The sequence below is a fragment of the Nitrospirota bacterium genome (assembly GCA_016212185.1).
Taxonomy (GTDB): Bacteria; Nitrospirota; Thermodesulfovibrionia; order UBA6902; family DSMQ01; genus JACRGX01.
This window is the reverse complement of record JACRGX010000024.1, coordinates 1-12,257: the sequence shown is the minus strand read 5'-3', so window position 1 is coordinate 12,257 and position 12,257 is coordinate 1. Positions and strand designations below refer to the sequence as shown.

Below are 12,257 nucleotides of genomic sequence, written 5' to 3'. Positions count from 1 at the left end.
TCATACCACTTGATACGGTTCATGTCAAGTGGTTTTATACTAAAATGAACAACCCTACGGCAGAGACCGCAGGGTATTTAAATCTCCCCTCCCTTGACGGGAGGGGGATGAAGGGGAGGGTGAAAAAAACTGAAAACACCCCCACCCTCGCCCTCCCCCATCAAGGGGGAGGGATTAGTGGAGACCCTGTGGCAAGACCACAGAGAATTACAAGCTCAATATCCCTTGAATAAAATTGTATTGTTTTGTTTCATATATTGTTATTATCATATTTTATTTGACATGTATTAGATATACATGTGATAATTTTATTGACTTGTTGCTGATGCTGTACCTCATTATCTAAATGAATAAATAAGGAGGAGCATCCTAATGGGCTATGCCAAGATAGATAAGTTTCTTGATGTGCAGGGTCTCTTTTGTCCACAGCCTATTGTCATGACCGCAGGCACGCTGAAATCAATGGACAAGGGACAGATTCTTCAGGTCGTATGCAGCGACAACACTGCAAAGCTGAGCATCCCGATGCTTTGCGAGAGAGGAAGTTTTAAACTCTTGGACCTGACAGAGGGCAACGGGGTGCTGAACTTCTTTATCCAGAAGTAACTAAGAACTTATACCTGAGAAATCAGAAGTAAGAAGTCTTAGTTCTCATTTCTCAGTTCCCATTTCAAATATTATTCCCCATTTTTTTCTCTGTTCTTAGTTCTCATTTCTCAGTTTTTACTTGGCTGGTTCCGGCATTGACATGCGGCAATTGTTTATGTAATAATTGAGCCTTAAAAATCACTCGTTAAACATTTAGCGTTATATTATAAACAATAAACTTCGACAGCGGTCGAGAAATTTAACTTCAAGGAGGTACTAATGTTCATACTTAATACGAAAAGGGAATCACTGCTTCGCAATAAAATTGCAGCAGGCTTTTTCTCACTGCTTTTCCTGCTGTGTTTGCTGCCGGCGTATCAAAATGCCTTCGGCGCCTCTGCGCTTGTAGAAACTCAGGGGCTTGCGGACAGCCTAAAACAGCCCGCAATCAGCCTGATATATGTAGCAAGTCCTGCGCCTACCGACAAGGCAGGTTATGACAAAGGGCATATTGCCGGCTCAGTTTATCTGGATATAAACACTTTAATGGGCATTATGGGAGACGGCAGCGCTGCGCCTGATAAGGCAAAATTTGAAACCCTCATGGGCAGTATGGGCATCAGCAATGACAGCCAGGTAGTAGTGTACGGTTCAGGCGGTGCAAATCCATTCATTACTGCTGCCTTCTGGCTTATGAAATACAATGGTCATAAAAACGTCAGTTACTTAAACGGCGGACTTGCAAAATGGACAGGTGAAAAACGCCCGGTTACAGGAGATGCTGCAAAGGTCGCTCCTGCAAAATACAAGGCGGCTCCGGATGAGTCAATAAGGGCAGAAGAAGGCTATGTAGCCCAGAATCTCAAGAATCCCAAGGTTGCCATAGTGGACGTCCGCGCTGTTGACGAATATGCCGGAACAAACGCAATGGGCAATAAAAGAACAGGTCATATGCCGGGAGTCGTCAATCTTCCCTTTAACACAACGAATCTTAACAATGACGGGACTTTTAAGTCTGCTGACGTATTAAAAGCCGCATACGAGGCAAAGGGGATTACAAAGGATAAGGAAGTTATAGTTTACTGCCAGGGCGGCGTGCGCGCAGCGCATACATATTTCACGCTTAAGTATATTTTGGGTTATCCGAAGGTCAAAAATTATGTAGGCTCATGGGGTGAATGGTCAAAATTAGACCCGGCAAAACATCCCGCAGAGAAATAAAAATAAGGAGAAAACAATATGAAGCTGGGCATCTTTGTTAATACGGACAAGCATTTGGGACACATCACAGGGCTGACAAAGGCAGCCGTTTCAAAAGGACACGAGGTGCATATATTTACAATGGACGACGGGGCAAAGCTTCTGGAGAATCCTTCTTTTACGGCGTTATGCAAAACCCCGGGCGTAAAGATGAGTTATTGCGACCATACAGCCGTAGAAAAAAATATCAAAAAGACAGGCCTCCCTGAAGAAGTAGTCTGCGGAAGCCAGTATAACAATGCAGTTATGGCGCACGAAGTTGACAGGCTGATAGTCCTGTAATTTCAAACAGTCAAGGCACTGGTTAAGTTTTCTGCAAGCAGATACTGACATAACCATGCCATGCATAAAAACTTACAAAGGGGGACAGTTGACATGAAGATTCTCCATATATTGAATGACGGACCTGCAAAATTATCCGGACAGATAATTGAGACTCAGTCAAAAGGCAATACGATAAAGATAATTGACCTCTCAAAAAAAGAGCTGTCGTATGAAGGCCTCGTAGATGACATATTCTCATATGACAAAGTAATGTCCTGGTAACAGGGGATTGACGGTATTAAAAAAACCTGACAGGTTTAAGGAGGCATCAGCCTACGGCTCGTAGAGATGACGCCTCCTTTTTCTTTGAATAGAGTTTAACGCAGAGACAGGTGGATTTCGCGTGCCCAAAAAATCTGATTATGCGCTTTTAATTTCCTCTCTGACGCTCCTCACGTTTGCCGCCCTCTTCATCTTCCGCTCCGCAGATGACAACAGGCTGACAAGCTGGCAGTGGGTGTTTGAAGGCGTCAACGCATCAAGGATTTATCTGATACTGATGGCAGGTATTTTTATTTCATATCTTCTCTCAAAAATCCCTTTCCCCGAACGCTATCCCGCCTTATGTCTTTTCATACTCTCTTTTATCCTTGCCGTGCCCTTCTGGGGCGCGCCTGAGGTTATTGTTGATTCCTCCAGATACTTCACTCAGGCAAAACACCTTGAGATTTACGGCATCGGATATTTTTTAAGAGAATGGGGCAAAAGTATTTCTGCGTGGACTGATTTGCCGCTCATACCTTTTCTTTACGGTCTGATTTTTAATGTTTTCGGAGAATCAAGAATTTTTATACAGATATTCACAACCGCCCTTTTCTCGCTTACCGCAGTGTTTACCTATCTAACGGGAAAACTTCTTTGGGACAAAAGCACCGGCTTTTACGGAGGCGCTCTCATCCTCGGAATCCCCTACCTTTTTCCCCAGATACCGCTTATGCTTGTTGACATTCCCGTAATGTTTTTTTTCACACTGTCAATCTTTACTTTTGTAAGCGCATTGGACAAAGGCGGCGCAAGGCGGATAATATTTTCATCGCTTGCAATTGCCGCCTCTTTACTTACCAAGTATTCCGTATGGCTGATGCTCACTGTACTGATTGTGATATTTCTGGTTTATTTGATTACATCAGCCGTTCAGCGGAATACTCCTGACTCCAAACCTCATACTCCTGACTATCTCTACAGGGGTTTAATAATTTTTTTAATCTCCGCTTCGCTGACAGGAACTTTTTTGCTGTATAAATCCGATGTGTTTTTAGGACAGATAAGCCTCCTTGCCGGCTATCAGCAGCCCGGACTGAAACGATGGGGAGAGAGTTTTATATCAACATTCTTTTTCCAGATTCACCCGTTTATCACTGCCGCGGCTTTATATTCAGCTTATATTGCCTTCAAAAAAAGGGATCTGAGATATCTAATCGCAATCTTCCTGCCGGCGCTTGTGGTCCTGTTCCAGATAAGAAGAATCCGCTATGCAATGATTGTATTTCCGATGCTTGCACTAACGGCTTCATACGGACTGCAGCAGGTCCGGGATGAACGGCTCAGAAAATTTATAGTTTTGTGCATCATAGTCTCCTCCATTACTGTTTCGGCATTTGCTTATCTTCCGTTTTTGCAAAACACAAGCGCAGTAAACCTTAAAAATGCCGGTGAATTTATAAACTCACTTGACATAAATAAGGTTGAGGTCTTTCTAAAGACTGATGCAGTGTCGTCTGTAAATCAGGCAGTATCCGTCCCTGTCCTTGATTTGTTTACCGCAAAAAAAGTCAGCTATCATTATGCGCCCGGCGTCACACCGCCAAAAGACGCAATCTCAAAATCACCTTTCAGATTCACATGGGAATATAAAAATCCTGCGTATTATACAGATAATGCCTCAGACGGAAAAACAGCGACGGTTGTAATATCAGAGGATGCCGGATATCAGCCGGAATGCGCCGGAAAATACCGCAATTATATGGTGTTCAAGCATTCAGAGGGCGTTTTCCAGCATAAAACATTTGTAACGGTTTACTATGATTAGATATTATTTTTTATTCTTATACCCTTATTAATCTTGATTTTTAGTTGTATTTTCTGCTATAAATATCCTGCCCCGAACTATAGATTTAGCTGAATACGCTTCATCTTAAAATGCCGGGTATTAATAAATTTGAAGAAGGCAAGCATTTCCTTATTCAAATATAGAAAATTTAATAAGAAGGAGAAAAGATTATGGAAGAAAAAAGAAATCGCATCTGGGCTTTTATAATCACGGGCGTTTTGATCCTTATCAGCGCATTATATTACCAAACAAATGTATTCTATATGTACCTTGTGGCGTACATCTGGTTCGGGTTTGCCTACGGGATGATGCTTCAGTACGGGAGATTCTGTTTTGCCTCTGCATCAAGGGACCTTTTTGCCGCAGGCGTTCCGAGAATGGCGGTGGGCATCCTCGTAGCGCTTATGTTCTTCAGCCTTATTCAGGCAACCCTTGCCTCAACCAACATGAGCACTTTCCATCCCGCTCCTTTCGGGATACATACATTAGTAGCAGGATTGATTTTTGGCGTGGGCATGGTGCTCGCAGGAGGCTGTGCATCAGGCTCTCTTTATAAGATCGGCGAAGGGAATATGACATCATTTTTAGCGGCGTTCTTCGGGCTCTGCATCGGTCAGGCTGTTTTTGTGGATGTAAAATGGTTTGATTTCATGATTCCGCAGAAGTGGGTGACTGCCGCCGCCGCAAAAGGAATTCCCGCAGATAAAATGACGTCATCTTTTGATAAATATCTTGCAGGCTATGTCTGGGACCAGCCGACGGTCCGGATGTCGGACATCCCGGCAATAAAAGAGGCTCTGCCCGGAGCATCTAAATATTTCATCGGCGATGCGCTTCTTACAGCCCTTATTCCTGCGGTAATCCTTCTTATTGTTATCTATGCCTTTTACATAAGAAAGGGTTTTCTTAAAAAACGCGCGAAACAAAAAAGCGGCGCAGCCACCGGCTTCGGTGATGATATTGCAGGCCTCTGGAATATGATAACCGCTTCCAAGAGAACAACCCTGATGGGTGTTTTAATCGGCATCGTGGCAGGACTCCATATATTTGTCATGAAAGGGATGCAGAACAGATTTGCAGTTGATAATTTTGGACGGCTTCTGACAAAAATGGGGCATACGGCTGATGTTTCAATAAGCGGAAAGGTTTTTGACCCCGGATACTGGTATATCACAAGCCAGGAAGGGCAGTTTGGCGCATGGATTCTGGAGAAATTCGGATGGAATATGCACGACAATATATTCTTCGGAGTTAATAACGGTCTTCCCGAGCCATGGCGCAATCCGGCTCTATGGATGTCATTCGGCATTATCTTCGGCGCAATGGTGATGGCAAGACTGAACAATGAATATAAGTTTAAACTGCCAAAAGGCGAGCTTATTGTATGGGGTCTGCTTGGCGGACTGCTGATGGGCTGGGGTTCAAGACCGGCGCTCGGCTGTAATATAGGCGCATTCTTTATCAGGGTGGCAGGAGGCGACCCGAGCGGCTGGCTGTATGGCACAGGCATGGTCGGCGGGGCTTTTATCGGCGTTAAATTCTTCAACTGGTGGTCTGAAAGAAAAATGGCAAAAGAGATGGAGTCGTTTTAGAGTGTCAAAGCTTTAACACTAAATAAAAAAGGAGGAAGTAAGTCATGGCTATGAAGTTTGAGAAAACAGGAGAAGGAACGTATCTGCTGGATGTATGCGGCTATGTATGCCCGCATCCCCAGATATACTGTAAAAAGTCCCTTGAAAAAATGAATGAAGGTGATGTCGTTGAGATGGTTCTTGACAATCCTTCATCCGTTGAAACAATAGCTCAGATGTGCGATCAGGTCGGGCATGAGCTGTTAGAGAGAAAAACAGAAGGCGGCAAGATCTATTTAAAGATCAAAAAAGCTTAATGAACATCCAAAAGGGGGAATTATGAAAACGCCTCTGGCGATTATGATTATAATTGTAGTGATAATGCTCGGTTTTCTGGTAATCTACAGCCAGCAGCACGATATGTCTGCTCAAACACCCGGGGAGCATGGCGCAGCAGGCTACGGTTCTGCATCGGCTGCAGGAGGTTATGGTCACGCTCCCGCAGCAGGAGGTTACGGGGCAACTCCCGCAGCAGGCGGCTATGGTCATGCACCTGCAGGGGGTTATGGAGCAGCGCCGGCGGCAGGAGGCTACGGTCATGCGCCCGCAGCAGGCTATGGAGCGCCGAGCGGCGGATACGGAAAATAAGAAACTTTTACAACCTAACTAACCTTGGGAGTTGAGAAAATGAAAAAAATATTAATTGCGGTAGATGATACCAAAGGCAGTAAAACTGCATTTGAAGTAGCCAGTAAACTGTGCGCTTCCATACGCCCGGAAACTACCATACTGCTTTATGTTGAAAAGTTTGAGGGCAGGTCTCTAATTACTGAAATGCTCGGCGACTCGGAAATTGCAACCCTAAGGGATGTATTACACGGTACCGAATATCAGGAGGCGCTGGATAAAAAGGCGCAGACAATTATTAATTATTATAAAAAAGCAATGGAAGACAAGGGCATCGGCAAAATAAAGACTGTAGTTAAAAAAGGCCACCCTGTGGATGAAATTCTTAAGTCAGCCAAAGAAGAAGGCGCAGATATGATAATTATCGGGTCAAGGGGTAAAAGGGCCTCCCATCTTTTTATGGGAAGCGTCAGCAGGGAAGTTGCCAACAGCGCTACTGTTCCTGTGCTTATTGTCAGGTAAGCGCATAATTTTTATCAGGCGTTTTCAGTATTACTAAGGGGGTCCTAAGTAAAGCCTCATAATTTGTCATTCCTCCCGAAATTTCGGGATCGGGAATCCTTCTGAAAACAAATCCCGATGCATCGGGACGGACAAGCCGGAATGACAGAATAGCCGGAAATGTCGCTTTACTTACGATTTCATTAGTAAAGATTCTGTATGGTTATAGTCCAACAAAAATACCCTGTGATTAGATTGCAGGGTATTTTTATTTTTCAAAGGAGCGGCTTTGACTCACCGTAAAAATGAAATAATCATATTGGGCGGGGGACTTACAGGGCTGTCCGCAGGGTCTGTCTTAACTAAAGCCGGACTGCCTGTTAAAGTGTTTGAAAGCGGCCCTGCGGTCGGAGGTCTCTCAAGGACCATCACACACGGAGCATTCCGTTTTGACCTTGGCGGTCACAGGTTTTACACGAAAAACAAAAAAACTGAGAATTTTGTGAGGGAGTTGTTAGGCAGAGAGTTAATTTCCGTACAGCGCAAAAGCAAGATTTTCATGCACGACAGGTACTTTGATTATCCCCTTAAACCCTTGAATGCCATGTTCGGACTTGGCATACCTGCGACATTAAAAATAATCTCAGACTACGGGGCCGAGCGGATAAAGCGTCTTAAAAAAAATTCTGACGCCGTTTCTTTGGAAGACTGGGTAGTAGGAAAATTCGGGCGCAAGATGTTTGACATCTACTTTAAAGAATACAGCGAAAAGGTCTGGGGCCTTGACTGCAGCAGGATTAGCGCGGAATGGGTGGCACAGCGCATCAAGGGGCTTTCACTCGGCGTGGCAATTAAAAATGCTTTCTTTAAATTCAGCGGGAGAGAAATACCCACCCTTGCCGACAGCTTCATCTATCCGTCATTAGGCATAGGGAGAATTGCCGAGAAGCTCAGGGAGACCATAGACAAAAACAATAATCATGTTGCAGTAAACAGCTCGGTCAGAAGGCTGAGCCACGACGGTATGAACATAAAAAGCGCCGTTGTCAGCAATTGCAGGCAGACATATGATATTGAGGGCGGTGAATTCATATCAAGCATACCTCTGACCGCCATGGTTCAGATGCTTCATCCTGCGCCACCGGATAATGTAATTTCAGCGGCATCCAAGCTGAAATACAGAGACCTCGTCATTGTAACTGTCATGATAAACCGCGAACGCGTTACAGACCAGACATGGATATACCTGCCCGAGCAGAAAATATCCTTCAGCAGGATTCATGAGCCAAAAAACTGGAGCACGGCAATGGCGCCGGAGGGGAAGACGCATATTGTTGCAGAATACTTCTGTGCCGAAGGCGATGAAGTATGGAATACAAATGATGCAGGGCTGACAAACCGGACCATTAAAAATCTGCATGCGCTGGGATTTATCAAAATAAATGAGGCCGTTGATAGTACGGTCTTAAGGATACCTAAGGCATATCCATTGTTTGAAGTCGGCTATGAGAGGCATTATGACACGATATGCAGCTACCTCGGCAGATTTCAAAACCTGCATATCGCAGGCAGGAGCGGGATGTTCAAGTATTACAACATGGACCATGTCATAGAGGCAGGCATTAAGACTGCGGAGAAGATAATTAAAAATTCAAAATGAAAAATTCATATCTGCAAATCGGCAAAAGAGGGAGTGAGCATGTCATTCCCGCTTGTCGGGAATCTTTTTTTTCGTGTTTCTGCGAGACAGAGGGAGATGAAAGAAGGATGCCCCGACAAATCGGGGCATGACAGCGAGAGAGGGAATTGAAAATGAAATGCGCCCTTATCATCCCCGCCTGGTCGCCTGAAGATATCTTCTCCTCAAAGACGGCAGGCTCGCAGATAAACTACTGGCAGCCGCTGGGAACGCTCTACGTTGCCGCCTCCATGTTAAAAGCAGGTCATGACGTAAAGTTCTTAAACGGCGGCTTTATGAGCCGCAAAGAAATCCTGCGGCATGTATCAGATTACAGGCCTGACTTCATAGGCATTTACTCCACTGCCTTCGGATGGAAAAAGGCGGTTTTCACGGCGTCAGAGGTCAGACAAATATTGAAGCAGCTAACCCCGCCAATCATCCCCTTAAATAAGGGGGTGAATAAGGAGGGGTTAGCAAACCGCCCTTTCATCGCCGTCGGCGGGCCCTACCCTATCGCAATGCAGGAAAAGTGCCTTGAGGATTCAACAGATATTGACGCAGTGGTCACCGGCGAAGGCGAGATTACCGTAGTTGAAATGCTGGAGAAATTATCTCAAGGCAAAAGCCTTGAAGGGGTTGAAGGCGTTGTATTCAGAGACGGCAATAAAATCATAAAAAATCCACCGCATCCCCTCATTACAGATGTTGACGCCCTGCCCTTTCCTGCGCGCGAGCTTCTAAAAGATGCAGACAGCTACATCCCGCCGCCTGCTACATACAAGAGGCGTCCCGTGGCTGTCATCATCACCTCAAGGGGCTGTAACAGAAGGTGCATTTACTGTTTTCAGATTGATAAAGAGAGAAAACACGGCATACGCTTCCGCAGTATAGAAAATGTCATGCAGGAGATAGAGCTTTGCCTTAGACAGGGTTACAGGGAGATAAAATTCATTGACGATACACTTACCGCTGATTACGACAGGGCAATGAAATTAACTCAAGAGATTAAAAAACGCAGGCTTGATTTCACATGGTTTGCCTCTGCATGCGTCAATCAGGTGGACCTGCCCCTGCTTAAGGCATTTAAAGATGCAGGGTGCTGGGCCATCCTCTTTGGCGCAGAAAGCGGCGTGCAAAAAGATTTAACCACCATTAGAAAAGGCATAACCCTTGAGCAGACATGCAAGGCAGTAAAGGCGGCAAAGAAAGCCGGACTGACAGTTTATACGCCCTTTCTTTTTGGCATTCCGGGGCAGACATTTGAAGACGGTTTAAAGACCATAGAATTTGCATGTGAACTTAATCCAGACATTGCCAATTTTCACGCGCTCACGCCATTCCCGGGCACAGAGATTTACGATAACATAGAAAAATACGGCGCCATGTCCGGCGATCTTGCGGATTTCACATATCAGGGCGCGGCATTTATCCCTTATTCAATGACAAGGCAGGAGATTGCGGAATTAAGACAACTGGCATTTAAGAAATTTTACTCAAGGCCCGGGTTTATATTGAAAAGACTCGCCGGAATCAGAAGCCTCAGCGACCTCAGGGCCGGACTGAATGGAGTTAAAAGCCTGTTTTGGCTGTGGGTAAAAGAAGGTGTTTTCAGGAGAGAAACTAAAATGTAAGGAGTGCATGCTTAAATACTCCTTAAGCAGTGCCGGATACATGCGGGGATTAAAAAGTATATTCGTCATAAAATAACACTCATGCGTGCAGTAACAGCCGTTGTTTTGAATCAATCTTATAATTCCCTGCACCCTCTCAGTTTCTAAGACCTGCCTCAGATTATAATCCGCATCCTTTACATTTCCAAATTTCATGCGGTCGCTGAAAAATTCGCAGGGATAGACATCCCCTGTCTCTGTCAGAACAAGGTTTAATCTGCCTGCATAGCAGGGGATTAACTGCCTTTTCTGAATCATTGTTTCATGAATGAGCCTGCGCTGAATAATATCCTGCGCTGCCTTAATGCGCGCGCCTCTGAAGCGGTAAATAGACGAGGTCTTATTCTTTAAATTTTTTTCAAGTCTTTCTATGGCGTGATGATATTTTTCATAATCCGTTTTTTTATAATCTTCATCCTTAAGATTACCGCGTATCAGGGAAATTGTATGCGTCTTTATATCTTTAAGCCCGCTGACAAAATCAATTATTCCGTTCATCTCGTCCTGATTTAAAGAACAGAACACAGTGTTTATGCCAAGCTCAAAATTCGGGTATTTCTCAAGGAGTCCGGCGAGCATTTGATACGTCTGCATGGTTTTATCAAAACTGCCGCGTGTGTTTCTGATTTCATCATGCCTTGCCTGAAGCCCGTCAACAGAAAGCTTTACTGCTATCACAGAATTTTCACAGTGCTTTAAAATCTGCTCTGTCTTGTCCTTAATTACCTCAGGAAGCATCCCGTTAGTGGGATACAGCATTATTGCAGGCTTGTTGTTTTCATAAAAAACCTTGCTTATTTCAACAAGGTCGCTCCTTAAAAATATCTCACCACCTGAGAACGCCAGCCAGAGCAGATTGCCGATGGATGAAGAAATTTTTTGGAGTTCTTCAAGAGATAGTTCCACTTCCTGAGCAGAACCACTTTCCAAATCCCCCCTTCCCCCCTTTGGCAAAGGGGGGTAAGGGGGGATTTTTAGATTCTCCGCATCTTTAAGATAAAAGCAGAACGGGCATCTCTGATTGCACCTTCTGGTCAGAAAAACAGTGAGATGAATCGGATTGCGCTTGCAAAATACAGAGCCTATATGACGGAACAGTGAATACATCTTGAAAATTATACCATTTACTCCTTGTCAGCCTTTAATCCTTTTCAGGAAAACAGCATATTTTTCTTTATGCCCTTCCTGTTCTGACCATGACTTTATTTCTTTCAAATTTATTTTCTGCGCTTTTGCAACCATTACAGCCTGTTCTATTGCCTGAGGGTCATTCCAGTGATAAAAAGCCGCCAGCCTGTCTTTGACGCAATCTGTTGGAGAAAGCAAGATAATAGTGCCAAGCCTCGTTTTCATTTTTTTAATTATCTTTACCGGCTTATTCCCTATTGCCGCAGGCGGGGAAACAAATTCAATAAAAAAAGGGCAGTCCGCACGGATAAAGTAGCGGGAACTTTCTCTCTTAAAACCTAACTCCGACAGCGCCTGCGTTATATTTTTCAACAGTGTATGCGATACAAAATCCAGGTCAAATGATATATATTTATTCGTTGTGTAGATAGAAACACATGCACCGCCAACCAGAATGGCATCTATATCTTTTTCTCTTAGCTTTTCTGATACTATGGCAGCTAATTCTTTTATTTTAATGTGTTTCCAGTCGATTTTCACAGCGGTTTGTCTGCTTTTCTCGGCCTTGTGCGCAGCTTGTAATACTTATCTTTTTCTTTATCGGGAAGAAACTCGTATGCCTTTGATAAAAACGGTTTCAACTCCTTTAGAAACGGATACTGAGGATTGAAAGTGTAGAGCCTTACTTTGCCCATAAGACGACTTACTACAATTCCGCTGTTTTCAAGCCTTTTAAGCTGCTGCTGAATCCTGTTGACAGGCACTTCAAAAACCTTTGCCATGCCAAGCGGATACCCTTCCCCGTAGACATTAAGGAAAAATAATATTTTTTCAACTGTCATGTTGCCGAAAAGCCC

The 12,257-nt window shown here is 44.3% G+C and carries 14 protein-coding genes and 1 pseudogene; 12 read left to right on the top strand and 3 right to left on the bottom strand.

Annotated features, from left to right (window positions below):
* Window positions 1–44: 44 nt before the first annotated feature.
* The 12 genes from HZA10_02520 (at window position 45) to HZA10_02465 (ending at window position 10,233) form a co-directional block, all read left to right on the top strand.
* The gene (locus HZA10_02520; protein ID MBI5195176.1) at window positions 45–233 is read left to right on the top strand and encodes a hypothetical protein; all 189 of its coding nucleotides are present in this window, start codon (window positions 45–47) and stop codon (window positions 231–233) included.
* Window positions 234–372: 139 nt separating this feature from the next.
* A complete protein-coding gene (locus HZA10_02515) occupies window positions 373–606 on the top strand; it encodes a sulfurtransferase TusA family protein (protein ID MBI5195175.1) in 234 nt (77 codons plus the stop codon).
* Window positions 607–867: 261 nt separating this feature from the next.
* A complete protein-coding gene (locus tag HZA10_02510) occupies window positions 868–1,809 on the top strand; it encodes a sulfurtransferase (GenBank protein MBI5195174.1) in 942 nt (313 codons plus the stop codon).
* A gap of 18 nt (window positions 1,810–1,827) precedes the next feature.
* Window positions 1,828–2,130, top strand: coding sequence for a hypothetical protein (locus HZA10_02505; protein ID MBI5195173.1), 303 nt, complete (start codon window positions 1,828–1,830; stop codon window positions 2,128–2,130).
* Window positions 2,131–2,223: 93 nt separating this feature from the next.
* Complete coding sequence (locus HZA10_02500; GenBank protein ID MBI5195172.1) at window positions 2,224–2,394, top strand: hypothetical protein; 171 nt, start codon at window positions 2,224–2,226, stop codon at window positions 2,392–2,394.
* 121 nt (window positions 2,395–2,515) lie between these two features.
* The gene (locus HZA10_02495; GenBank protein MBI5195171.1) at window positions 2,516–4,201 is read left to right on the top strand and encodes a glycosyltransferase family 39 protein; all 1,686 of its coding nucleotides are present in this window, start codon (window positions 2,516–2,518) and stop codon (window positions 4,199–4,201) included.
* 191 nt (window positions 4,202–4,392) lie between these two features.
* On the top strand, window positions 4,393–5,814 hold the full coding sequence (locus HZA10_02490) for a YeeE/YedE family protein (protein ID MBI5195170.1): 1,422 nt from the start codon (window positions 4,393–4,395) through the stop codon (window positions 5,812–5,814).
* A gap of 44 nt (window positions 5,815–5,858) precedes the next feature.
* Entirely contained in the window at window positions 5,859–6,110 is a 252-nt protein-coding gene (locus HZA10_02485) for a sulfurtransferase TusA family protein (GenBank protein ID MBI5195169.1), read from the top strand.
* A gap of 22 nt (window positions 6,111–6,132) precedes the next feature.
* Window positions 6,133–6,441, top strand: coding sequence for a hypothetical protein (locus tag HZA10_02480; GenBank protein MBI5195168.1), 309 nt, complete (start codon window positions 6,133–6,135; stop codon window positions 6,439–6,441).
* Between the two features lie 39 nt (window positions 6,442–6,480).
* Window positions 6,481–6,942 carry a universal stress protein gene (locus HZA10_02475; protein ID MBI5195167.1) on the top strand — a complete coding sequence of 154 codons (462 nt, stop codon included), beginning with the start codon at window positions 6,481–6,483 and terminating at the stop codon, window positions 6,940–6,942.
* A 268-nt stretch (window positions 6,943–7,210) separates the two neighbouring features.
* Complete coding sequence (locus tag HZA10_02470) at window positions 7,211–8,581, top strand: FAD-dependent oxidoreductase (GenBank protein ID MBI5195166.1); 1,371 nt, start codon at window positions 7,211–7,213, stop codon at window positions 8,579–8,581.
* Window positions 8,582–8,733: 152 nt separating this feature from the next.
* The gene (locus HZA10_02465) at window positions 8,734–10,233 is read left to right on the top strand and encodes a radical SAM protein (GenBank protein ID MBI5195165.1); all 1,500 of its coding nucleotides are present in this window, start codon (window positions 8,734–8,736) and stop codon (window positions 10,231–10,233) included.
* A gap of 6 nt (window positions 10,234–10,239) precedes the next feature.
* Here HZA10_02465 and HZA10_02460 read toward each other — a convergent pair.
* The 3 genes and pseudogenes from HZA10_02460 to HZA10_02450 form a co-directional block, all read right to left on the bottom strand.
* Window positions 10,240–11,379 (bottom strand): annotated as a pseudogene (locus HZA10_02460) (radical SAM protein).
* Window positions 11,380–11,406: 27 nt separating this feature from the next.
* The gene (locus HZA10_02455; protein ID MBI5195164.1) at window positions 11,407–11,940 is read right to left on the bottom strand and encodes a hypothetical protein; all 534 of its coding nucleotides are present in this window, start codon (window positions 11,938–11,940) and stop codon (window positions 11,407–11,409) included.
* A complete protein-coding gene (locus tag HZA10_02450) occupies window positions 11,937–12,242 on the bottom strand; it encodes a winged helix-turn-helix transcriptional regulator (protein ID MBI5195163.1) in 306 nt (101 codons plus the stop codon). Before HZA10_02450 ends, HZA10_02455 begins: the two co-directional genes overlap by 4 nt.
* Window positions 12,243–12,257: the final 15 nt, after the last annotated feature.